The 21,042-nt window shown below is 76.7% G+C and carries 23 protein-coding genes; 8 read left to right on the forward strand and 15 right to left on the reverse strand.

Annotated features, from left to right (window positions below; all coding sequences use genetic code 11):
* Positions 1–96 precede the first annotated feature (96 nt).
* The 4 genes from ACYQBY_RS07220 to ACYQBY_RS07235 all read right to left on the reverse strand — a co-directional run bounded on the left by ACYQBY_RS07220 (position 97) and on the right by ACYQBY_RS07235 (position 3,325).
* Positions 97–939, reverse strand: coding sequence for a hypothetical protein (locus ACYQBY_RS07220; RefSeq protein ID WP_459643172.1), 843 nt, complete (start codon positions 937–939; stop codon positions 97–99).
* Positions 936–1,454, reverse strand: a complete 519-nt coding sequence (locus ACYQBY_RS07225; protein WP_459643173.1) for a SigE family RNA polymerase sigma factor — start codon at positions 1,452–1,454, stop codon at positions 936–938. The genes ACYQBY_RS07220 and ACYQBY_RS07225 overlap by 4 nt, the downstream gene beginning before the upstream one ends.
* Positions 1,455–1,666: 212 nt before the next feature.
* On the reverse strand, positions 1,667–2,623 hold the full coding sequence (locus tag ACYQBY_RS07230; RefSeq protein WP_459643251.1) for an aldo/keto reductase: 957 nt from the start codon (positions 2,621–2,623) through the stop codon (positions 1,667–1,669).
* Between the two features lie 108 nt (positions 2,624–2,731).
* A complete protein-coding gene (locus ACYQBY_RS07235; RefSeq protein WP_459643252.1) occupies positions 2,732–3,325 on the reverse strand; it encodes a YbaK/EbsC family protein in 594 nt (197 codons plus the stop codon).
* 97 nt (positions 3,326–3,422) lie between these two features.
* Between ACYQBY_RS07235 and ACYQBY_RS07240 the strand changes: the two genes are divergently transcribed.
* Both ACYQBY_RS07240 and ACYQBY_RS07245 read left to right on the forward strand, forming a co-directional pair.
* Positions 3,423–4,373 (forward strand): DUF5995 family protein, encoded by a 951-nt coding sequence (locus ACYQBY_RS07240; RefSeq protein WP_459643174.1) that lies wholly within the window; start codon positions 3,423–3,425, stop codon positions 4,371–4,373.
* A 10-nt stretch (positions 4,374–4,383) separates the two neighbouring features.
* Positions 4,384–6,927, forward strand: a complete 2,544-nt coding sequence (locus tag ACYQBY_RS07245; RefSeq protein ID WP_459643175.1) for a sensor domain-containing protein — start codon at positions 4,384–4,386, stop codon at positions 6,925–6,927.
* Positions 6,928–7,000: 73 nt separating this feature from the next.
* Here the strand turns inward: ACYQBY_RS07245 and ACYQBY_RS07250 are convergent, their stop codons facing one another.
* Positions 7,001–7,714: an alpha/beta fold hydrolase gene (locus ACYQBY_RS07250; protein WP_459643176.1), complete on the reverse strand. Its 714-nt coding sequence runs from the start codon at positions 7,712–7,714 to the stop codon at positions 7,001–7,003.
* A gap of 118 nt (positions 7,715–7,832) precedes the next feature.
* On the opposite strand from ACYQBY_RS07250, the gene ACYQBY_RS07255 reads away from it, so the two are divergent.
* Complete coding sequence (locus tag ACYQBY_RS07255) at positions 7,833–8,387, forward strand: hypothetical protein (protein ID WP_459643177.1); 555 nt, start codon at positions 7,833–7,835, stop codon at positions 8,385–8,387.
* Positions 8,388–8,415: 28 nt separating this feature from the next.
* Here the strand turns inward: ACYQBY_RS07255 and ACYQBY_RS07260 are convergent, their stop codons facing one another.
* Positions 8,416–9,558 (reverse strand): FAD-dependent oxidoreductase, encoded by a 1,143-nt coding sequence (locus ACYQBY_RS07260; RefSeq protein ID WP_459643178.1) that lies wholly within the window; start codon positions 9,556–9,558, stop codon positions 8,416–8,418.
* Between the two features lie 87 nt (positions 9,559–9,645).
* On the opposite strand from ACYQBY_RS07260, the gene ACYQBY_RS07265 reads away from it, so the two are divergent.
* A complete protein-coding gene (locus ACYQBY_RS07265; RefSeq protein ID WP_459643179.1) occupies positions 9,646–10,929 on the forward strand; it encodes a TetR/AcrR family transcriptional regulator in 1,284 nt (427 codons plus the stop codon).
* 39 nt (positions 10,930–10,968) lie between these two features.
* On the opposite strand, the gene ACYQBY_RS07270 is transcribed toward ACYQBY_RS07265, so the two are convergent.
* Positions 10,969–11,382 carry a MerR family transcriptional regulator gene (locus ACYQBY_RS07270; RefSeq protein ID WP_459643180.1) on the reverse strand — a complete coding sequence of 138 codons (414 nt, stop codon included), beginning with the start codon at positions 11,380–11,382 and terminating at the stop codon, positions 10,969–10,971.
* Positions 11,383–11,446: 64 nt separating this feature from the next.
* Here ACYQBY_RS07270 and ACYQBY_RS07275 point away from each other — a divergent pair, with 64 nt between their 5' ends.
* Positions 11,447–12,136 (forward strand): SDR family oxidoreductase, encoded by a 690-nt coding sequence (locus ACYQBY_RS07275; protein ID WP_459643181.1) that lies wholly within the window; start codon positions 11,447–11,449, stop codon positions 12,134–12,136.
* Between the two features lie 55 nt (positions 12,137–12,191).
* Here the strand turns inward: ACYQBY_RS07275 and ACYQBY_RS07280 are convergent, their stop codons facing one another.
* The 5 genes from ACYQBY_RS07280 to ACYQBY_RS07300 all read right to left on the reverse strand — a co-directional run bounded on the left by ACYQBY_RS07280 (position 12,192) and on the right by ACYQBY_RS07300 (position 16,564).
* The gene (locus tag ACYQBY_RS07280; protein WP_459643182.1) at positions 12,192–12,641 is read right to left on the reverse strand and encodes an SRPBCC domain-containing protein; all 450 of its coding nucleotides are present in this window, start codon (positions 12,639–12,641) and stop codon (positions 12,192–12,194) included.
* A gap of 56 nt (positions 12,642–12,697) precedes the next feature.
* Positions 12,698–13,900, reverse strand: a complete 1,203-nt coding sequence (locus ACYQBY_RS07285; RefSeq protein ID WP_459643183.1) for a GDSL-type esterase/lipase family protein — start codon at positions 13,898–13,900, stop codon at positions 12,698–12,700.
* A 57-nt stretch (positions 13,901–13,957) separates the two neighbouring features.
* Entirely contained in the window at positions 13,958–14,527 is a 570-nt protein-coding gene (locus tag ACYQBY_RS07290) for a TetR/AcrR family transcriptional regulator (protein WP_459643184.1), read from the reverse strand.
* 162 nt (positions 14,528–14,689) lie between these two features.
* Entirely contained in the window at positions 14,690–15,883 is a 1,194-nt protein-coding gene (gene gdhA / locus ACYQBY_RS07295; protein WP_459643185.1) for an NADP-specific glutamate dehydrogenase, read from the reverse strand.
* 69 nt (positions 15,884–15,952) lie between these two features.
* Positions 15,953–16,564, reverse strand: coding sequence for a hypothetical protein (locus ACYQBY_RS07300; RefSeq protein ID WP_459643186.1), 612 nt, complete (start codon positions 16,562–16,564; stop codon positions 15,953–15,955).
* 69 nt (positions 16,565–16,633) lie between these two features.
* Between ACYQBY_RS07300 and ACYQBY_RS07305 the strand changes: the two genes are divergently transcribed.
* A complete protein-coding gene (locus ACYQBY_RS07305) occupies positions 16,634–16,801 on the forward strand; it encodes a hypothetical protein (protein WP_459643187.1) in 168 nt (55 codons plus the stop codon).
* Positions 16,802–16,815: 14 nt separating this feature from the next.
* Here ACYQBY_RS07305 and ACYQBY_RS07310 read toward each other — a convergent pair whose 3' ends face one another.
* Positions 16,816–18,216 (reverse strand): APC family permease, encoded by a 1,401-nt coding sequence (locus ACYQBY_RS07310; RefSeq protein ID WP_459643188.1) that lies wholly within the window; start codon positions 18,214–18,216, stop codon positions 16,816–16,818.
* 108 nt (positions 18,217–18,324) lie between these two features.
* The gene (locus tag ACYQBY_RS07315; protein ID WP_459643189.1) at positions 18,325–19,230 is read right to left on the reverse strand and encodes an SRPBCC family protein; all 906 of its coding nucleotides are present in this window, start codon (positions 19,228–19,230) and stop codon (positions 18,325–18,327) included.
* Between the two features lie 231 nt (positions 19,231–19,461).
* Between ACYQBY_RS07315 and ACYQBY_RS07320 the strand changes: the two genes are divergently transcribed.
* The gene (locus tag ACYQBY_RS07320; protein WP_459643190.1) at positions 19,462–19,824 is read left to right on the forward strand and encodes a FluC/FEX family fluoride channel; all 363 of its coding nucleotides are present in this window, start codon (positions 19,462–19,464) and stop codon (positions 19,822–19,824) included.
* Entirely contained in the window at positions 19,821–20,213 is a 393-nt protein-coding gene (locus ACYQBY_RS07325; RefSeq protein WP_459643191.1) for a fluoride efflux transporter FluC, read from the forward strand. Before ACYQBY_RS07320 ends, ACYQBY_RS07325 begins: the two co-directional genes overlap by 4 nt.
* Positions 20,214–20,328: 115 nt before the next feature.
* Here ACYQBY_RS07325 and ACYQBY_RS07330 read toward each other — a convergent pair whose 3' ends face one another.
* The gene (locus tag ACYQBY_RS07330) at positions 20,329–20,874 is read right to left on the reverse strand and encodes a flavin reductase family protein (RefSeq protein ID WP_459643192.1); all 546 of its coding nucleotides are present in this window, start codon (positions 20,872–20,874) and stop codon (positions 20,329–20,331) included.
* Between the last annotated feature and the right edge of the window lie 168 nt (positions 20,875–21,042).

Consider the following 21,042-nt stretch of genomic DNA (forward strand, 5'->3'; position numbering starts at 1 on the left):
CCGCCGGGCGACGCCCGCGCCTGAGCCGCCGGGCGACGCCCGCGCCTGAGCGGGGCGCCGCCCGGCGGCCGGTGCCTGTCCGTCCTCCTCCGGGGGTCAGCGCACGGCGGCGTCGACGGCCAGGACGAGCTGTTCCAGCTGGGCGGCGTCCAGGGGGGTGTCGGGGCGCACGACCGGCGCCTGGTCCACCCCGCCCGGGGCGGGCCGGGCGCGGTCGGTCCAGTCGGGGGCGGCGATGTTGTCGACCTCGACGTGGACGCCGTCCCCGCCGCCCGGGGCGCTGAGGGTCGCGACGATCTGCTCGTACCCGCCGTCGGAGCCGGCGGCGATCGACAGCCACCGGCCGTCGGGCAGGTCGGTGGTCCTGCAGGAGTCGCGCGCGAACTCGGGGTCCTCGCACGGGCGCTCCAGCAGGGTGCCCGGGCGGTCCTGCGTGACCACCACGAACAGCCGGGCGGGGGCGCCCTCGCCGTCGGCGAGGTTGCCGTCGACGCGGGCGCCGCCGTCGAGGCGGTCCCGGCCCACCACGGTGTACGTGGCGGGGGCGACGTCCTCGCGGACGGCGCGCTCGACGGCGTCGAGCAGGGGCTCCGGCTGCGAGCCCGGCACCGCCGCGGGGGTGCCCGCACCGGCCGGTGCGCCGGAGGGAGCCGGCGCGCCAGGGGCGGCCGGTGCGCTGCCGACGGTGCGGGCGGCGGGGGTCAGCGCCGTCCCGGAGCCCTGCCCCTGCGGCAGCAGCCCGGGGCCGGCGAGGACGGCACCGGTGGCGGCGGCGACCGCGGTGAGGGCCCCGGCGGCGCGGCCGGCGGTGCGGCGGCGGCGGGCGCGGCGGCCCGCGGCGAGGACGGAGTCGAGGTCGGGCTGCCACGGCTGCTCGGTGCGCCGCACGTCGTCCAGCAGCAGGGCGGGCAGCCGGCCGGTCAGGTCGCGCTCGGTCATCGGAGGCCTCCAGGGGTGGGGGTGAGGTCGGGGGTGCTGCCGAGCTCGCGGCGCAGGGCGTCGAGCCCGCGCGCCGTCTGGCTCTTGACGGTGCCGGTGGAGCAGCGCAGCAGCGCCGCGGTGTCCTCGACGGACAGGTCCTCGAGGTGGCGCAGGACGATGCACGCGCGCTGCCGGGGCGGCACCCGGCGCAGGGCGTCCAGCAGCGGGCCCTGGTCGTGGGGGTAGTCGTCGGACACGCCCCGGACGTCGGGGACGGCGTCGGTGCTCTGCTCCCTGCGCCACCACGGGCGGCGGAAGGAGTCGGTACAGGTGCGCAGCAGGATCTGGCGCAGGTACCCGGCCGCCGCGGAGCGCTCCCGGGGCGGCCAGGACAGGTAGGCCTTGACCAGCGCCTGCTGCACCAGGTCCTCCGCGAGGTGCCAGTCCCCGCAGAGGGCGTACGCGGTGCGCCGCAGCGCCGGGGCGCGGGCGGCCGCGAGGGCGCAGAAGTCCGCCTCGTCGTCCTCGGTCATCCCGGATCCTCCCCGGTCGGCTCGTCGTGCCGGCGGTGTGCGCGGCCCGTCACCCCTGGGACGGGCCGCGTGCCCCGGCAGGTTGCACGGGCCGGGAGGTTCCGCGGTCCGGCAGGTCTCACGGCCCGGGAGGTCGCGCGGGCCCGGGCGCACGACGGCCCCGGCGCCGGACCTCGCGGGTCCGGTGCCGGGGCCGTGGCGGGCCGGGAGGCTCAGCCGGCCAGGACGGTCTCGATCCGGGTCAGCTCCTCGTCGGAGAAGTCCAGGTTCGCGACCGCGCCGACGCTGTCCTCCAGCTGCCGCACGCTGCTGGCGCCGACGAGCGCGGAGGTGACGCGCCCGCCGCGCAGGATCCAGGCGATCGCCATCTGCGCGAGGGTCTGCCCGCGCGCGGCGGCGACGTCGTCCAGCGCGCGGAGCTGGGTGAGCAGCTCGTCGGTGATGCGGTCGGTGCCCAGGAAGGGGCTGGCGCCCGCGGCGCGGGAGTCGGCGGGGACGCCGTCGAGGTAGCGGCTGGTCAGGAGGCCCTGCGCCAGCGGGGAGAAGGCGATGCTGCCCGCGCCGACCTCGTCGAGGGCGTCGAGCAGGCCGTCCTCCACCCACCGGTCGAGCATCGAGTAGCGCGGCTGGTGGATGAGCAGCGGGGTGCCGAGGCCGGCCAGGATGCGCGCCGCCTCGCGGGTCTGCTCGGCGGAGTAGTTGGAGATCCCGACGTAGAGCGCCTTGCCCTGCTGCACGACGGAGTGCAGCGCCCCCATCGTCTCCTCCAGCGGCGTCTCCGGGTCCGGCCGGTGGTGGTAGAAGACGTCGACGTACTCCAGGCCCATCCGGGTCAGGCTCTGGTCGAGGCTGGAGACGAGCTGCTTGCGCGAGCCCCACTCCCCGTACGGGCCGTTCCACATGTGGTACCCGGACTTGGTGGAGACGACGATCTCGTCGCGGTACGGGCGCAGGTCCCGGGCCAGGTGCGCGCCGAAGTTCTCCTCCGCGGACCCCGCGGGCGGGCCGTAGTTGTTGGCCAGGTCGAAGTGGGTCACGCCCAGGTCGAACGCGCGGCGCAGGATGGCGCGCTGGGTCTCCAGCGGCTTGTCGTCGCCGAAGTTGTGCCACAGGCCGAGGGAGACGGCGGGCAGCTTCAGGCCGCTGCGGCCGAGACGGCGGTACGGCATGGTGTCGTAGCGGGTGTCCGCGGCGACGTGGGGCACGGAGGTCCTCCTGGGCGGGCGTGCGGCGGCGGCCGCTCGCGCGGCGCCGGTGCGGGCTGGGCGCCGTCGACGCTATCCGGCGGCGGGGGCGCGGGGGCCCGGTGAGGGTGGCCCTGCTGGACCCACCCCCTGCCCCCGCCCGGCCGCACCGTCCGGCCCGGTGGGTTCTGCGGGCGCCGCGACCCGCATGGACACCCCGCCGGTCAGGGCGAGGAGCTCGTCGTGGCTGGTGGGGAACACCGCGTGGGGGTGCCCGGCGGCGGCCCACACCCGTGGGTAGGAGCGCAGGTGCTCGTCGACGACGGTGCGCAGGGCGGTGGGGTGCCCCACGGGCGCGACACCCCCGATGGGCTGGCCGGTCGCCTCGCGGACCCGGGTGGCGTCGGCGCGGGAGACCGTGCCCCCCAGCGCCGCCCCCAGGGCCCGCACGTCGACCCGGTGGGCCCCGCTGGTGAGGACGAGCAGCGCCTCCTCCCCGTCGTCGGTGCGGAGCAGGAACACCAGCGAGTTGGCGATCGCGCCGGCCGGGACGCCGAGGGCGGCCGCGGCCTCGGCCGCGGTGCGGACGGCGTCGGCGAGCACCCGCACCTCGGCGGAGCAGCCGCGCGCGGCCAGGGCGTCGCGGACGAGGGCGACGTTGCGGTGCGGGGTGTCCACGCCCGGCAGGGTAGGGGCCGCGGGGTGGCGCCCGGTAGATCGACTTGGTGGCTACGCCGTGTTGAGTCACAATCACGCTCTGCTCGTAGTTGGCTGGGAGGCCGTCGTGCGCGAGAAGAGCGTGAGGTCCGGGACCCGCCGGCGCGTCCAGCGGGTGGTCGCGGCGCTGGCCGTCGCCGTCCCCGTCGCGTTCGCACCCCCGGCGGCCGCCGAGGACCCCGAGCGCCTGCCGTGGAACGAGCTGCTGCCCGGCCTCATGCAGGGCTACGACCCCAGCAGCTCCGACGACTGCCGCGCCGGTCGCCTCGCCTGCGTCGACACCGTGATCCGGGTGATGGAGCAGCGGCTGCGCCCCTTCGACCGCTCCTGCCACCACCGGGCCGTGTTCGGCCTGCTGTACCTGCGCACCACCGAGGCGTACCGCCGCTCGGCCGTCGTCCCCGGCTTCTACCGGGACCACCCGTTCCTCAACCACTACGACGCCACGTTCGCCGCGTACTGGTTCGAGCAGGAGGACCTGTGGCGGGCCGGGCGCACCGCCGAGGTCGCCCCCGCCTGGCGGGTGGCCTTCGAGGCCGCCGAGGCCCGCCGCGTCACCGGGACCGGTGACATGCTGCTGGGCATGAACGGCCACATCAACAGGGACCTGCCGTTCGTCCTCGCCGAGATCGGCCTCGTCGCCCCCGACGGCACCAGCCGCAAACCCGACCACGACCGGGTCTACGAGTGGCTCAACGCCGTCGCCGAGGAGGAGGTCGCCGAGATCGCCCGGCGCTACGACCCCACCGTGGACGACCGCGACGTGCCCGGGACCACCCTCGACGGGACCGCGGTGTTCCAGGCCATCCAGGCGTGGCGGGAGAACGCGTGGCGCAACGCCGAGCGCCTCGTGGCAGCCCGCCGCGCCGGGCCCCTGCAGTACGCGCTGACCGCGGCGAGCGTCGAGGCGCAGGCCGAGGCGGAGGCCCGCGCCGTCGTGGCCGCCACCACCTACACCTCCCGGCGGGACCTCGAGCGGCGCGAGGCGTGGTGCGCCGAGCACCACGACGACCGGTGAGCGCCGAACCGTGAGCACCGGGCCCGGCGGGGCGGACCCGCTCCTCGCCACGGTCCTCGCCGACCTGGACGAGGTGGTGTTCCGCACCGACGCCGCCGGGAACTGGACCGCCCTGAGCCCCGCCTGGACCCGCCTCACCGGGTTCGACGTCGGGAGCACCCTGGGCACGGGTTTCCTGGAGTACGTCCACCCCGACGAGCGGGAGCGCACCCTCGCGCTGTTCGCCGCGGTCGTCGGCGGCGGGTCCGACCACTGCCACCACGAGGGCCGCTACCGGACCGCCTCCGGCGGCTACCGGCACGTCCGGCTGCGCGCGAAGGTGCTGCGCGACGCCCACGGCGAGGTCGTCGGCAACGTCGGGACCCTCGTGGACATCACCGCCGAGCGCCTCGGCGGTGAGGCCGCCGGGGAGCACGCCCACCTGCTGGAGCTCGTCGCGGGCGGCGCACCGTTCGACGAGCTGCCCATCGGCGTCCTCGACTACGGGCCCGACGGGCGCCTGCTCCGGGGCACCCCCGCACTGCGCGCGCTCCTCGGCGACGCGGTGGAGGTCTCCGCGCAGCTGCAGCGGCTGCGCGGGCTGTTGTGCCCCGCGGGCTCCGGCCCGGACCTCCTCGGCCCCCACGGCATGGCGGCGACCGCCACCGCCACCGGGCGCGCCCAGCACGCCGACCTGTCCCTGCGCGGGGCCGACGGGGCGCAGCGGGTGTTCCGCACCACCGTCCTGCCCGTGGGGGAGGGCGGTGCGGGCCGGCTGACGCTCGTGCTGCAGGACGTGAGCGAGCGCTGGCGCGCCGAACGGCAGCAGCGCGTCGTCTCCGACCTCGGCGGGTACGCCCTCGCCGGGGCCGACCTCCCGGACCTGTTCTCCCGCACGGCTTCCGCGGTGCGGGGCGTCCTCGGGGTGGCGTACTGCGAGGTGCTGGAGCGCCCGGACACCGACGGCGCCCTGCTGACCCGCGCCACCAGCGGCTGGCCTGCGGGGAGCTTCCCCCACGTCCTGGAGCACTCCGACCTGGAGGGCCTGCTGGTGCCCGCGCCGGGGGAGGACGCCGTCCTGCGGGAGGCCCTGCCGCCCGGCGGGCGTGCGGCCGCGTGGCGGGAGCAGGGCGTCGCCGCCGCGGCCGCCGTCACCGTCGGCGGGAGCGGGGACTGCTTCGGGTACCTGTGCGTGCAGGCCGGGGCGCCCCGCTCGTTCACCTCCGACGAGATGGCGTTCCTCACCGCCGTCGCGCACGTCGTGGCCGCCGCCGTCGAGCGGCGCCGCACCGAGGAGTGGATCCGCCACCGCGCCCTGCACGACCCGCTCACCGGCCTCGCCAACCGGGTGCTGCTGCACGACCGGCTGAACCACGCCCTCGCCGCGCAGCAGCGCAGCGGGAACCGGCTGGCGCTGCTGCTCATCGACCTCGACCGCTTCAAGGAGGTCAACGACACCCTCGGGCACGACGTGGGCGACCGGGTGCTCGAGGTCGTCGCGGACCGCCTGCGCCAGCAGTTCCGCGAGTCCGACACCGTGGCCCGCCTCGGCGGCGACGAGTTCGCGGTGCTGCTGGAACCCGTGCCCGGCGGGTCCTACGCCCAGCGGCTGGCCGCCGAGCTGCGCCGGCAGATCCGCCGGCCCGTGCCCGTGGAGGGGCTCACCCTGCACCTGGAGGGCAGCGTCGGCATCGCGCTGGCACCCGACCACGGGCAGGACGCGGTGGGGCTGCTGAAGCGCGCCGACGTCGCCATGTACCGCGCCAAGCAGAACGGCTCGGGCGTGGAGACGTACGCCGCCGACGCCGACCTGAACCACCCCGCACGCCTGGGGTACCGCGGGGCGCTGCGGGAGGCGCTGGACCGCGGGCAGTTCCTCCTGCACTACCAGCCGAAGCGGGACCTGGTCACCGGCGAGGTCACCGGGACCGAGGCCCTGGTGCGCTGGCAGCACCCCGAGCACGGCCTCGTCCCGCCCGGGAGCTTCATCCCCGTGGCCGAGCAGACCGGCCTCATCGGCCCGCTGACCGAGCACGTCCTGGACTCCGCGCTGCGGCAGGCCGCGCGGTGGGCGGCGGCCGGCGCGCAGGTGTCGGTCGCCGTGAACGTCTCCGCCCGCAGCCTGCACGACGGCTCGCTCGTGGACACCGTCGTGCGGATCCTGGAGCAGACCGGTGCGGCGGCCGGCGCGCTGGAGCTGGAGCTCACGGAGAGCGCCGTCATGGCGAACCCGGACGTGGCGATGACGGTCACCGCCCGCCTGCGCGACCTCGGCGTCCGCCTGGCGCTGGACGACTTCGGGACGGGGTACTCCTCCCTGGCCTACCTGCGGGACCTGCCCGTCGACGTGCTGAAGATCGACCGTTCCTTCCTGCGCGAGGTGGAGACGGACCACCGCAACGCCTCGATCGTGCGCTCGGTCATCGACCTGGGGCACAACCTCGGCATGCACGTGGTCGCCGAGGGCGTGGAGACGCCGGGTGCGCTGCGGTTCCTGCGGGACCTCGGGTGCGACCTGGGGCAGGGTTTCCTGCTGGGACGGCCGGTCCCCGCGGGGGAGCTGGCGCTGGGCTGAACGGGCACGCGGGGCACCGGCGGCGGATCGCCGTACCCACCCGCCCGCGGAACCCGGTCACCGCGGAACCCGGTCACCGCGGAACCCGCCGGTCGACGCAGCCGGCCAGCAGGGCGGCCAGCTCCCCGGGGCGGCTGAGGTTGGCGCAGTGTCCCGCCTCGATCCCGTCCGGTGCGGTGATGCCGAGGCGTTCGGCCGCGACGCGGCGCTGCACGGGGGGCGGGATGAAGCGGTCGCGGGTCGTGACGACGTACCTCGCCGGGACGTCCGGCAGCGCGGGCAGGGGCCACGGCACCTCGCCGAGCCGCCCGTCGGTCGGCCGTTCCCTCGCCAGTGCCTCGCGGGCCAGCGGCGCCGGGACGTCGTGGTAGAAGGCGACCAGGGGGTCCGCGTTGCCCGTGAGGCCGCCGTCCTCCCGCGCCAGCCCGGCCACCGCCTCGTACCAGCCGACGTTCGCGAACCACCCGCCCGCGCTCTCCCCCGGCCGCGGCACCATCCCCGCCAGGAACACCTGCAGCGCCGCGCCCAGCCGCTGCGCCACGAGCGGTACGACGAGACCCCCGGCGGAGTGCCCGACCACCACCACGTCACCGGCGCCCCGGACGGCCCCGACGGCCTCGGCGGCCTCGGCGACCACGTCGACGCAGTCGTCCCACGTCGCGTCGTCGCGGTCGTCGGGCAGGTCCGGCGCGACGGCCTCGTGCCCCCGTTCCCGGAGCGCGCGCTGCACCAGGTGCCACGCCCAGCCGCCGTCGCCCGCACCGTGGATCAACGCGAAGGTCGCCATGGGTTCTCAGACGCCTGTCACGGGGGGAACTCATCGCCCGCGGGTGCGCGCGGATCCGGTGGGACCCCGGGGCGCACGCCGCTGGACGGCGGCGGCGGTGCGTGGGTGACTGTGCGCCGTGACGGGAGCTGTCGGTGGTGTCGTGCAGGTGCTGCTCGTCGGGGGCCGTGCCGGTGTGGGCAAGACCAGCACCGCCTACGAGGTCTCGGCCCGGCTGCGGGCCCTGGGGGTCGCGCACTGCCACGTCGAGGGCGACAACCTCGACGCCGCCCACCCCAGGGCGCCGGACGACCCGCAGGGCACGCGGCTCACCGAGGCCAACCTCGCGGCCCTGTGGTCGAACTACGCCGCGATCGGCCACCACCGCCTCGTCTACGTCAACACCGTCAGCGTCCTGGAACCCGACCTCGTCGTGCGGGCGGTCGGCGGCAGGGCGACGGTCACCGGCGTCCTCCTGACGGCCTCCGACGAGACGGTCCGCGCCCGCCTGGGCGGCCGGGAGACCGGGTCGGAGCTCGCGGCCCACGTCGAGCGCAGCCGCGTCATGGCCGCCGTGCTGGAGGAGCGGGCGCCGGCCGGGACCCACCGGGTCGGTACCGACCGGCGCACCGTCGCGGAGGTGGCCGGCGACGTCCTCGCCCTCGCGGGCTGGACGGCCCCGCGGCCGGGCTGAACGGGCCCGGCCGGTCCACCCCACGGGGTCAGCCGGCGGGAACGGGGGAGGCGAACATCTCCAGGAGCCGTTCGGTGGCGTCCGGGCCGAACATCACCTCCAGGTTCTGCGCGGAGCGTTCCGCGGACCGCGCGCTGCGCGCGAACAGCGCCGCCTCGTACGCCGCGAGCGCTCCCTCGACGTCGCCGGGGTGGTCCGCGAGGGAACGGCCGAGCTCGGCGCCGTCGAGCATCGCGAGGTTGGCCCCCTCGCCGGCGAAGGGCGACATCAGGTGGGCGGCGTCCCCGAGGAGCGTGACCCCGGGGGTGCGGTCCCAGCGGTGCCCGACGGGCAGGGCGTGGACGCGCCGCAGCACCAGCGGGCCGTCGGCGTCGGCCACGAGGGCGCGCAGGGCGGGGGCCCAGCCGGTGAAGCGCGCGAGGACGGCGGCCTTGGTGGCCCCGGTGTCGGCGGGGTCGAGCGTGTCGATCCAGTCCTCCCCGACGGCGAGCGCGGTGTAGACGTGCAGGTCGCCGTTTCCCTCGCGGTGGGCGATGAACCCCTGGCCGCCGGCGAGGGCGAGGAAGAAACCGCCGCCGACGAGGGCGGCGCCCGCCGGGTGGCGCCGCGCGGCGTCGTGGAGGTTGCCCTCCACGAAGGAGATGCCGGTGTAGGCGGGCACCGCGGGGGAGACGAGCGGGCGGACGCGGGACCAGGCGCCGTCGGCACCGACGAGCAGGTCCGCGGTCAGGGCGCTGCCGTCCGCCAGGGTGAACTCGTGCCGGCCGTCGCCGAGCGGGTGTGCCGCGACGACCTTCGCGCCCCACCTGACGGTTCCGGCCGGCAGCGACCCCAGCAGCAGGTCGCGCAGCCGGCCGCGGTCGACCTCGGGGCGCTCCAGGGCGCCGTGGTCGGCTTCGTCCCACCGCACGACGCCGTGCTCGTCGGCGATGCGCATCGCCTCGCCGCCCCGGTGCACGAGCGCGAGGAACTCCTCGTGGAGCCCGGCCGCGCGCAGGGCGGGCTGGCCGGTGTCGTCGTGGATGTCGAGCAGGCCGCCCTGCGGGCGCGCCGCGGGCGAGGGCTCGGCGTCGAGGACGGTCGCCCCGATGCCGTGCAGGTGCAGGACGCGGGCGAGCGTGAGGCCGCCGAGACCGGCGCCGACGATGCAGAGGGGGTGGTGCGTGGTCATCGGTCCTCCAGGGGTGCGGCCGTCGTGTCCCGAAAACCGTAACGAGTCCACGATCGGCACGACTACCCCCGAACGTAGGATGGCGGCATGACCCAGCCGGTGGACGCGCCCGGACGCCGTGACCGCAAGAAGGCGCGGACCCGGCAGGCGATCGCGGACGCCGCGCTGCGGCTGTTCCTCGAGCGCGGCTACGACGCCGTGAGCGTGCGGGAGGTCGCCGAGGCGGCCGGGGTGTCGGTCAGCGGCGTGTGGAAGCACTACTCCTGCAAGGAGTCCCTCCTGCTGGACCGGGGGGGCGGAACCCTGGGGGCGCTGCTCTCCTGCGTGGAGGGCCCGCCCCCCGGGGCGCCGCTGCTGCACGCGCTGCGCTCGGCCCTGCTCGCCCCGCCGGCGCGGGAGGCGGTGACGGCGCCCGCCGCGACCACCGGCGGGGAGCGCACGGCGGTCCTCGCCCTCGTCGAGCGCACGCCCGCCCTGCGCGCCCACGCCGAGCAGGTGTGGCGGGAGCAGGAGACCGCGCTCGCGTCGGCGGTCGCGGCGCGCCTGCCGGAGGGGGGCGACGCGCCCACGGGCGCCGCGGCCCTGGCGCGCTTCGTCCTCGACCGCGCCGCCGCCGGACCGGGCGCCGCGGGTGGGCCCGCCGCCGCCTGGGCGGTGCTGGAGCACGGCTGGCGGGGCGCCTCACGACGGCCCGGTGCGGCACGACCGGCACCGGCCGCCCCACCGGCTGCCCCGCCGACACCGCAGTCCGCGGCGCAGCCGGAACCGGCGCCGCAGGGGTTGCGCGAGCGGGGGAGGCAGCGGACCCGCCGTGCCATCACGGACGCCGCGGTGGAGCTCTTCCTCGCGCACGGCTACCAGCGGACCGGCATCCGGCAGGTCGCCGAGGCGGCCGACGTGTCCGTCTCGACGGTCTTCGCCCACTTCCCCGAGGGGAAGGCGAGCCTGGTCTTCGACGAGGACGCCGCCGACCGGGGAGCGGCGCTGGCCGCGGCGGTGCGCGGGCGCCCCGGGGGGAGCCCGCCGCTGCGGGCGGTGCAGGAGCTGCTGCTGCAGCGCGGCCCGCTGGCCCTCGACCCCGGGCCGCGGATGCGGCGCGCCCTCGACCTCGTCCTGGCCACGGCGGAGCTGCGCGAGCACGCCCGCGGCACCTGGCTGCGCAGCCGGCCCGCCCTGGCGGCCGTGCTGGCCGAGGACGCGGGCCTGCCCGCCGACGACCCCGCGGCGGCGGTCACGGCGCGGTGGCTGCTGGAGGTCCCCGACCTCGCGCTGTCCACCGCCGCGCCCCGCCGGGCCGTCGCGGTGGTCGTCGACCTGCTCGAGTCGGGCTGGCCGGCCTGGGTCGCGGCCCGGGAACCGCGGGCGCCCTGAACCGCGCGCGCGGCGGCCGGGCTCGCGGCGCCGGCGCCGTCATCCCGGGGTCGTCGTGCAGCCGCGTCCGTCCGCGCGGCGTCCCGCACCCGCCCACCGCCCCCGGGCCGTGCGGTGCGCCTGCCCCGCCCGGATGACGTCGTCGAGCTTGTCGCGCGTCGCGGTCAGCTCGTCCAGCTGGGCCTGCACGCGCGCGCGCTCGGCGAGCAGCCGCTCGTGCATCTCGTCGGTGAGCACGCCGTGCTCCATGCACGGCAGGATCCGCAGGACGGCCTTGCTGCCGAGCCCGGCGGCGTAGAGGTTCTGGATGAACCTGACCCGCTCGACCGCCCCGGGCGGGTAGTGGCGCTGCCCGCCGGCGCTGCGCCCGGGGACCAGCAGGCCCTGCTCCTCGTAGTAGCGCAGCGCCCGCACGCTGACGCCCGCCAGTGCGGCGACCTCCCCGATGCGCACCCGTCCCCCCGCCCTCGACCCCGACTTGCACCTCACGCCGACGTGAGGTCCTAGCGTGCCGGACATGACCACCGCACTCGTCACCGGGGCCAACCGCGGCCTCGGCCGCTCCTTCGCCGCAGAACTGCTCACACGGGGGGCGACGGTCTACGCCGCCGCCCGCGAGCCCGCGAGCATCGATCTGCCCGGCGCCCGTCCCATCGCCCTCGACATCACCGACCCCGCCGCCGTCGCCGCGGCCGCCGCTCTGGCCGGCGACGTCGACCTGCTCGTCAACAACGCCGGCATCTCGACCGGCGCTCAGCTGCTCGGCGACCTGGAGGGCGTGCGCACCGAGCTGGACGTCAACTTCTGGGGCACCCTGTCGATGGTCCGCGCCTTCGCCCCCGTGCTCGCGGCCAACGGGGGCGGGAGGATCGTCAACGTCGCCTCCGCGCTGTCCTGGTTCGCCTACCCCGGCGCCGGCGCGTACGCGGTCTCCAAGGCGGCGAACTGGAACATGAGCAACGCCCTGCGCCTGGAGCTGGCCGGGCAGGGCACGCAGGTGACCTCCGTCCACCTCGGCCTGGCGGACACGGACATGGCCAGGGCCGTCGACGGTCCGAAGACCGACCCGGCCGTCGTGGCCCGCAGGACGCTGGACGCCGTGGAGGCCGGTGACCTCGAGGTCGTCGTCGACGACTGGAGCGCGATGGTCAAGGCCTCCCTCGCCGAGGACCCGCGCACGTTCTACGCCCCGTTCCTCACCACCTGACGCGCCCGCCGCCCGTCGACGCGCCGCCGGCCCCCGCCTCCGGCGGGGACCGGCGCTACCGGGTCCCGGTCGTCTCGTAGTCCGCCCAGCGGGGTTCCGCGCCCGCCCGGCCCTCCACCGCCCAGGCGAGCCGGTCCAGGTAGAACCGCCAGCCGGCCTCGACGTCGGCGGGTTCCAGTCCCGCGGCGAGCAGGTGCGCGAACCGCAGGAGGGTGCGGCCCTCCCCGTCCGCGGACAGGTGCACCTCCAGCTCCCAGTCGTCCATGCTGACCGCGAGGTGCGTGGGCCGCTCGCAGACGCGCACCAGCACCGCCGACTCCGGTGCGCCCTCCTCCTGCGACATGGCCAGGTGCACGAGCGTGCCCGCGGCGGGTTCCCCGCTCAGCCTGCCGATCCACGCCGGGAGGAGTTCCGGTGAGGTCAGGTGCCGCCACAGCTCACCGGTGGGGACGGGGAGGGAGCGTTCGAGCTCCAGGCGCCGCGGCGAGCCGGTGGAGGTTCCCATGGCGCAACCCTCGCGGGCGGGCGCACCCGTTGTCCAGGGTGCGCGCCCGCGAGCTGCTACGGCGTGCCGGGCCGGGCCGGGGCGACGACGTGCGCGAAGGGCCCCGCGGCGAGGACGAGCCGGGCGAAACGCTCGCCGATGCGGTGGTGGGTGGCGGCGTCGGGGTGCAGCCGGTCCGGCAGGGGCAGGTCGGCGGAGTCCTCCGGCCCGTAGAGCTCCCGGCCGTCGAGGTGGTGCAGGTGCGGGTCCCCGTCCGCCCGCTGCCGCACGATCCGGGCCAGTTCTTCGCGGACCACCCCGAGGGTGAGCTTCCCGCTCGCGCGTTCCGCGGGATCGCCGGTGGCCACGAACCGCATCGTCCCGGCGCGCAGCGCGTCGGGGTCCAGGGCGCTGGGGCCGGGGGTGTCCTCGTGGATCGGGCACCAGATCGGGGAGACCACCAGCAGCGGCGTGGTGGGGTGGCCCTCGCGGACGGTGTCCAGGAAACCGTGCACGGCCGGGGTGAAGGCGCGCAGGCGCATCACGTCGGTGTTGACGAGGTTGATGCCGATCTTGACGCTGATCAGGTCGGCAGGGGTGTCGCGCAGGGTGCGCGCGGTGAACGGGTCGAGCAGCGCGCTGCCGCCGAGACCGAGGTTGACGAGCTCCACCCCGGCCGCTGCGGCGGCGAGCGCGGGCCAGGTGGTGGTGGGGCTCGCGGCTCCGGAACCGTGGCTGATGGAGCTGCCGTGGTGCAGCCACACCGCGCGGCCCCGGTCCGGGGCGGGGGTGACGGGGGCGTCGGTGCGCAGCGCGAGGAGCTCGGTGACCTCGTTGTGGGGCAACCAGATCTCGACGTCCTTCTCGCGGGCGGGCAGGCCGGTGAAGCGGAGGGTCCCGGCGGGCCCGGGCCGGGTGCCGGTGGTTCCGGTGGCGGGGTCGACGGTGAGGGTGTTCCCGCCGCTCGCGCTGGCCCGGCCGGCCGGGCGCCCGTCGACGAGGAGGTCGTAGACCCCGGCCGGGCGGGGCGGCAAGCCCGCGTGGACGCGCCGGGTGGGCAGCGTGTCCAGCTCCACCGCGGTGGCGCGCGTGCGGAAGACCAGCCGCACGCCGGACGGCTCGGCCTCGGCCGCGGCGAGCTGGCCGTCGGCGCACTGCGCGCGGGCACGGGCCGGCAGCCGGTGCGGCAGCACGCCGCGGCCGGTGTGCTCCAGCTCCAGGGCGCCGCGCAGCAGGTCGGCGGTGATCGGCGTGGTGGTCCAGGGGTGCTCGGGGTGCATCGGGGTGGCCTGTCGCTCGGGTCGGGGTTCTCGGGTGGCGTGCGGGTGGGCGGGGCGTCAGGGCGCGGGCCAGTTCCGCAGCAGGGCGTCGAGGGCGTCGAGGACCCGCGGCCAGCTCTCCTGCGGGCCGGGGGCGCTGTGGTCGAACGCGCCACCGGCCTCCAGGTCGACGAAGCCGTGGACGACGCTGCCCAGCAGGCGCACCGCGTGCGTCTGGTCCGCCCCCGTCAGGTCGTAGCCGCGCAGGATCGCCCGCGACATCTCCGCGTGCCGTGCGCCCGCGCTGCCGGCCGCCGCCTGCGGGTCCAGCCTCGCCCGCGCGGCGGCCCAGCGGCCGGGGTGCTCGCGGGCGTAGTCGCGGTAGACGTCGGCGAAGGCCACCAGGGCGTCCCTGCCGGAGCGGCCGGCCAGGGCGGGGGCGAGGCGGTCGGCGACCTCCTCCAGCGCGAACAGGGTGATCCTGGTCCGCAGGTCCTCCGAGCCGCTCAGGTGCGAGTAGAGGCTCGCGGCCTTCACGTCGAACCGCCTGGCGAGCGCGGAGACGGTCACCTGGTCGAACCCTGCCTCGTCGGCCAGTTCCGCCCCGGCCAGGGTGAGGCGTTCCGCGGTCAGCCCCGCACGTGCCACGTCCGCCCCCTCCGTCCTGCCTAAGGAAACTATGCAGCTTCCTAATACCTTTAGGCAAGTGGCCCGGGTGCAGCACCGGGGGAGGGGGTCACGGCTCCAGGCGCGTGTGCGGCCCGTCGTCGTCCGGGGCGGAGGCGACGTGCGGCCCGCCGGGTCGACCCCTCAGATCAGGCCCAGGTCGTGCATGGCGTCGGCGACGTGCACGAAGCCCGCGCAGTTGGCGCCGAGGACGTGGTCGCCCGGCGTGCCGTACTCCTCCGCCGCCTCCGCGGTGGTGGGCGTGTTCGCGCCCTCGGCCACCAGGGTGCAGCCGTTGCGCACCAGCGAGCCCGCCGCGTCCCGGTCCAGCTCGTTCTGCGTCGCGCAGGGCAGGGCCACCTCGCACGGCACGTCCCACACCGAGCCGGCCACGACGTGGCGGGCGCCGGGCCGCCGTGCGGCGTAGGCGGTCAGGCGCTCGCGCCGCTCCTCCTTGACCTCGCGCAGCAGCGCCACGTCGAGGCCCTGCTCGTCCACGACGTAGCCGTCGGAGTCCGAGCACGCCACGACGCGGGCCCCGAACTGCTGGGCCTTCTCCGCCGCGTGGATCGCCACGTTCCCCGATCCCGACACCACCGCGGTACGCCCCTCCAGGGACGTGCCCCGGGCGGCGAGGACCTCCTGCGCGAAGTACACGAGGCCGTGACCGGTCGCCTCCGTCCGGACCCGGGCCCCGCCCCACGACAGCCCCTTGCCGGTCAGCACCCCCGACTCGTAGCGGTTGGTGATCCGCTCGTACTGGCCGAACACGAAACCGAGCTCCCGGCGCCCCACGCCGATGTCCCCCGCCGGCACGTCGGTGTGCTCGCCCAGGTGCCGGTGGAGCTCCGTCGTGAAGGACTGGCAGAACCGCATGACCTCCGTGTCGGAACGGCCCTTCGGGTCGAAGTCGGACCCGCCCTTGCCGCCACCGATCGGCATCCCCGTGAGGGCGTTCTTGAAGATCTGCTCGAAGCCCAGGAACTTCACGATGCCGAGGTTGACCGACGGGTGGAACCGCAGCCCGCCCTTGTAGGGGCCCGGGGCCGAGTTGAACTCCACCCGGAAGCCGCGGTTGATGTGGACCCTCCCCGCGTCGTCCTGCCAGGGCACCCGGAAGATGATCTGCCGCTCCGGCTCGCAGAGGCGCTCCACCGTGCGCATCTCCAGGTGCTCGGGGTGCTCGGCCAGCACCGGGGCGAGGCTGGAGAGGACCTCGCGGGCCGCCTGGTGGAACTCCGCCTCACCGGGGTTCCTGCGCACGACCTCGTCGAGGATGCGGGTGATCTCCTGGCGGGGGTCCTGCGTGCCGCTGCCCTCCCGGTCCGATCCGTGCACCGGCCACCGTGGGCGGCGGGTGCGACGCCACCCCGCGGGCAGCCCGGCTTCCTGTCGGACGACCGGGAGTCAGGGCATCCAGCCGAGCAGGTGCTCGCCCACGAGCACCACGCCGACCGCCGTCACCACCGCCACCGGCGGGACCGCGAGCGCCCAGGCGGGGCGCTCCCGCAGCAGCCGGACCGCCAGCACGAGCAGACCGGCCCACACCGCCCACAGCACCGCCAGCCCGTACCAGGGCACGACGAGCCCGAGCAGGAGGTAGCCGAAACCCACCGCGGTGTGCGCCGCGATCGCCATCCACCCCAGGGCCAGCGCCCACGGTGAGCGCGCCGTGGACGTCGCCCGGGGCGCGGCGGCGAGCAGCGCCGTGGCGACGGCCAGCGGCAGCAGCGGCAGCAGGCGCGGCGGCGCGGCGGGCACCGTGTCGACGGCCAGCGCGCAGGCGACCGCCAGGCCCGCCAGGACGGTCGCGGCGCGGCGGCCCCGCAGGGCGCTCGCCGCCGCCGCCACCGCCAGCAGCGCGGCGGCCGCCGCCAGGGGGACGGCCGCGGCCGACGTCACCGGCCCGGACTCCCAGAGCCCCAGGGCGCGCACCGCCAGGAGCGCCGCACCGGTGAGGCTGAGGGCTGCGGCGACCACGCCCGGCGCGCGCTCCACGGGCAACGTCAGCACGGCCACGGCGCCTCCCCGTCGAGTTACCTCGACGTTATGTCACCGGCGCCCGGCATGCCCTGGGGAAGGTGAGGCGTGCCGGTGCTGGTGCCCCGGCACGGGGAGGGCCCGGTCCTCACCCTGGACACCGACGACCGCACGCACCTGGACCTGCGCACCGGTGGCGAGGCCGGGCAGGCGGCGGAGGTGGAGCGCCTGGTCGGCCTCGGCGCCCGGCGCGGGGACGGTGCGGACCGGGGCTGAGGACCGCTGCGCCCCTACCGGTTCCCGCCAGGAGCGCCCGCGCCCGCCGAGCGGCCGACGAGGCGCGTCAGCGCCCACAGCACGACGCCCAGCGCGAGGAGCCCGCCGGCGATCTGGTACTGCTCCGCGGCGCGCCCCGAGGACCACGGCAGCACCAGGTACGCGCACGCCAGCGCCCCCACCACCGGCAGCGCCCGCCCGGCCGAGAAGTGTCCGTGCTCCACCGGGTCGCGGCGCAGCACCAGCACCGTCACGTTGACGATCGTGAACACCGCCAGCAGCAGCAGCGACGTCGTGCCGCCCAGGACCGACACGACGGAGGTGTCCGGCGTCAGCGACACGTAGGTGATGAGGCCCAGCGACAGCGCGGTGGTGAACAGGATCGCCACCCACGGCGTGCGGCGCGTCGGGTGCACCGCCGACAGCGGCCGGGGCAGGACGTGCTGGCGGCTCATGCCGTACAGCAGCCGGCTGGCCATCATCATGTTGATGAGGGCGCTGTTCGCGACGGCGAACATCGAGATGAACGGGATCAGGTCGGAGATCGGGAAGTCCGGCGCCGCGGTCTGCACCACCGTCACCAGGGGCGTCTCGTTGCCCGCGAGCTCCCCGACCGGCACGACGGCCACCGCGCAGATCGAGACCAGGACGTAGACGACCGCCGTGATCCCCAGGCCGGTGAGCATCACCCGCGGGAAGATGCGGCTCGGCTCGCGGGTCTCCTCGGCCATGTTCACCGAGTCCTCGAAGCCCACCATCGCGAAGAACGCCAGCGACGTCGCGGTGCTCACGCCGAGCAGGATCCCCTTGTCCTCGGGGGCGTCGAACAGCACGACGCGCGAGAAGTCGGCGTTCCCGCCCGCGATCGCGTAGAAGCTGATCATGATGACGAGCAGCAGACCGGAGAGCTCCACGAGGGTCAGCACCACGTTGAGGCGCACGCTCTCGCTGACGCCGCGCAGGTTCACGGCCATCACCAGCAGCATGAACGCCAGCGCGGTGAGCACGATCCCGCCGTTGCCCCACTCCAGGCCGAACCCCTTCACGAAGTTCGCCGCGAACGCCCGGGAGGCGGCCGAGGCCGACGTGATGCCCGAGCACATCACCACGAAGCACACCAGGAACGACAGGAAGTGGATCCCGAAGGCCTTGTGGACGTACAGCGCCGCGCCGGCCGCCTGCGGGTACTTCGTGACGAGCTCCAGGTAGGAGAACGCGGTCACCGTGGCCACCGCGAACGCCAGCAGGAACGGCAGCCACGCCGCCCCGCCCACCTCGGCGGCGACCTGGCCGGTGAGCGCGTACACCCCCGTGCCGAGGATGTCGCCGATGATGAACAGGAGCAGGAGCCTGGGCCCGATGGCCCGCTTCAGCTCGCTCTGGTGCTGGCTCGGGGCTGCTGCGGTGGAACTCATCGGGGCCTCCGGCGGTCGGCGCTGACACGGACGGAACGGTGGTTCCCCGATCCTGTCGTGCGCGGCGCCGCGGCGGTAGCCGCGCGGGGCGGGTCGCGCCCCACGTCCTCAGGGGGTGCGGGAGGCGGCCCGGGCGATGCTCTGGCCCAGCATGCGCAGCTCCGTGGAGACGACCCAGCGGGCCAGCAGGCGCCCGACCCGGCCCTTGGCGGCGCAGTCCGCGCGCAGGTGCACCCGCGTGCCGCCGTCCACCGCCACCAGGCGCAGGTGCAGGCCGGGGAAGCTGCCCACCCTCGCCCCGACGTGCCGCCAGGCGATCTCGCGGCCGGGGTCGGACACCGTGACGACCTGTTCCACCACGCGCGGGCGCTCGCCGTCCCCCACGCGCCGCGACACGCGCTGCACCCCGTCCGGGCCGACCGTCACGGACCCGGCGGTGTGGTCCCACTCCGGCCTGCGGGCCGGGTCACTCAGCATCGGCCACAGCCGCTCCGGGGTGCACTCCACGACCTGCTCGTGCTCGAACGCCACCCCGCCGCGGTGGACGGAGGGCGCGGGCCTCGGGACGGGTGCGGCGGAACCGGCGGGCGCCCCGCCGTCGAGCGCGGCGCGCACCGCGCCCACGTCCGCCCCGGCCCGGCGCAGCAGCTCCTGGACCCGCCCGCCGTCCGCGTCCAGCAGCGTCCGCAGGAGGACGCGGTCGTCCCCGCGCCGGGGTGCCGCCTCGACGACGGCGCGGACCGCGGGCGACAGCGGGAGCCCGGCGCCCAGCAGGCCGCCGTCCTGGGCGCCGCCGTCCTGCAGCCGCGCGGCGGTCCGCAGGGCGTGCGCACCGGCCCCGGCGTCCGCCAGGACCCGCGCGGCGGGACCGCCCAGCCCCACCAGGCCGAGCAGCAGGTGCTCCGGGCCGACCTCGGCGTCCCCGCCGCGGCCCGCCTCGTCCCGCGCCGCGAGCACGGCGAGCGCGGCCTCCTTCGCCGGGTTGCCCCCCACCGGCCGGTCCTGCGTGTCCACGCTCTCTCCTCGGGTTCGTCGATCCGGTCGGTCCGGCCGCCACCACCGGACGCTCGCCGTCGGCGGCCTCCCGGGGTGCACGACCAGCCAACCCCACGGCCGCGGGTCCCGGCTGCGCCCCGGGCGGTTCCGCACCCGACGGGCCCGCGGTCCGCGACGCCCGGCCGAGCGGGGCGGCGCCCGGGTCCCCCGTCGGGGGGAGGGGCCGCGCGGAGGGTGGAGGATCCGGGTGTGGACCTGCGTGCGTGTGCCCTCGTCGCCGCCGGCGGGGCGGCCGGGACGGCGGCGAGGTACGGCCTCGCCCTCACCCTGCCCGCCCAGCCGGGGTCCTGGCCCCTCGCCACCGCGGCCGTGAACCTCGCCGGGGCCTTCGCGCTGGGGCTGCTGCTGGCGCGGGCGCCGTCGGCACGCCGGCGGCTGCTGGCCGGGACCGGGTTCCTCGGCGGGTTCACGACGTACAGCGCGCTGGCGCTGGAGACCGGGGTGCTGCTGCGCCGGGGCGAGGTGCCGGCGGGGCTGCTATACCCCCTGCTCACCGTCGCGCTGGGCGTGCTGTGCGCGGCGGCCGGTGCGCGCGCGGGCCGGCGCCGGTGAGCGGCCTGCTGGTGCCCGTGGCCACCGCCCTGGCCGGGGGTGCCGGTGCCGCCGCCCGCTACGCCGTGGACACGTCCCTGCGCGCCCGCCTGGGGGACGCCTTCCCCTGGCCCACGCTGGCCGTCAACGTCAGCGGTTCCCTGCTGCTGGGGTTCCTCGCCGGCCTCGCGCCCGCGCTGCCCTGGGGCGCCGGCCTCCTCGCCGTCGCCGGGACCGGGTTCTGCGGTGGGTACACGACGTTCAGCACCGCCGCCGTCGAGGTCGTCCGCCTGCACGGCGACGGGGTTCCCGGCCGGGCCGCCGCCTACGCCGCCGGTTCGCTGCTGGCCGGGGTGGCGGCGGCGCTGCTCGGTCTGCTCGCCGGGACGGCCGCGGGGCACCGGGTGTGAGCGGTGCCCCGCGGGGCGGCGAGGAGTGCGGCGGCAGGACCACCGCGGCGCCCGTTGCGCTGCACCGCAGCGCAACGGGGTTCCCGGGCAGGTTTCCGGGCGGTCGCGCGCAGATCTACGGCGCCACGTCCCGCGCGGGGGCGGCGGCCTCGACGCCGAGGCCGTGGTACCGGCCGGCGTGGTGCAGCAGCGGGGAGTGCGGGCGGCGGATCTCGGCCCAGGTGATGCGGACGGCGACGATGGTGTGGTCGCCGGCGGTGAAGCGGTGCTCGACCGGCCCGGCGATGGCGACGGGCGCGTCGTCGAGGACGGGGGTGCCGTCGGCGAGGCGGGACCAGCGGGTGGGGGCGGCGAAGCGGTCCACGCCGCTGGTGGCGAAGCGGCGGGCGAGGCCGGCCTGCTCCTCGTCGAGGAAGTGCACCGCGGCGGTGGCGGAGTTCCGCACGGCGTCCCAGCTGGAGGAGGTGTGGGAGACGTTGAACACCAGCAGCGCCGGTTCCAGCGACAGGGAGCTGACGGAGGTGGCGGTGAAACCGGCGGGGCCGGTGCCGCCGTCGGCGGTGATGACGGCCACCGCACCGGCGTGGGTGCCGAACAGCTGCCGCAGGGTGGGGACCTGCTCGGCGGAGGCGCGCGGGCGCGCCAGGGTGCTCTGGGACAACGGAACTCCTGGGGAGGGGTGGAACGGCACCGCCCCGGAGGAGGGGTGGCGCCGTGCGGGGGGTGCGGCGGGAGGGGTGCCGCGCGGTGGTGGTGCGCGGGGGGTCCACCGCGCACCGGCGCTCGGCCGGTCGCGGGGAGGCGGGGGAACCGCGGGGGTGCGCCGGTC

Source organism: Kineococcus anabasis, assembly GCF_054590795.1.

Bases quoted from the DNA above. Each gene is read 5' to 3' on its own strand.
- ACYQBY_RS07220 (WP_459643172.1), bottom strand. From the start codon at position 939: ATGACCGAGCGCGACCTGACCGGCCGGCTGCCCGCCCTGCTGCTGGAC.
- ACYQBY_RS07225 (WP_459643173.1), bottom strand. From the start codon at position 1,454: ATGACCGAGGACGACGAGGCGGACTTCTGCGCCCTCGCGGCCGCCCGC.
- ACYQBY_RS07230 (WP_459643251.1), bottom strand. From the start codon at position 2,623: ATGCCGTACCGCCGTCTCGGCCGCAGCGGCCTGAAGCTGCCCGCCGTC.
- ACYQBY_RS07250 (WP_459643176.1), bottom strand. From the start codon at position 7,714: ATGGCGACCTTCGCGTTGATCCACGGTGCGGGCGACGGCGGCTGGGCG.
- ACYQBY_RS07260 (WP_459643178.1), bottom strand. From the start codon at position 9,558: ATGACCACGCACCACCCCCTCTGCATCGTCGGCGCCGGTCTCGGCGGC.
- ACYQBY_RS07265 (WP_459643179.1), top strand. From the start codon at position 9,646: ATGACCCAGCCGGTGGACGCGCCCGGACGCCGTGACCGCAAGAAGGCG.
- ACYQBY_RS07275 (WP_459643181.1), top strand. From the start codon at position 11,447: ATGACCACCGCACTCGTCACCGGGGCCAACCGCGGCCTCGGCCGCTCC.
- ACYQBY_RS07280 (WP_459643182.1), bottom strand. From the start codon at position 12,641: ATGGGAACCTCCACCGGCTCGCCGCGGCGCCTGGAGCTCGAACGCTCC.
- ACYQBY_RS07285 (WP_459643183.1), bottom strand. From the start codon at position 13,900: ATGCACCCCGAGCACCCCTGGACCACCACGCCGATCACCGCCGACCTG.
- ACYQBY_RS07310 (WP_459643188.1), bottom strand. From the start codon at position 18,216: ATGAGTTCCACCGCAGCAGCCCCGAGCCAGCACCAGAGCGAGCTGAAG.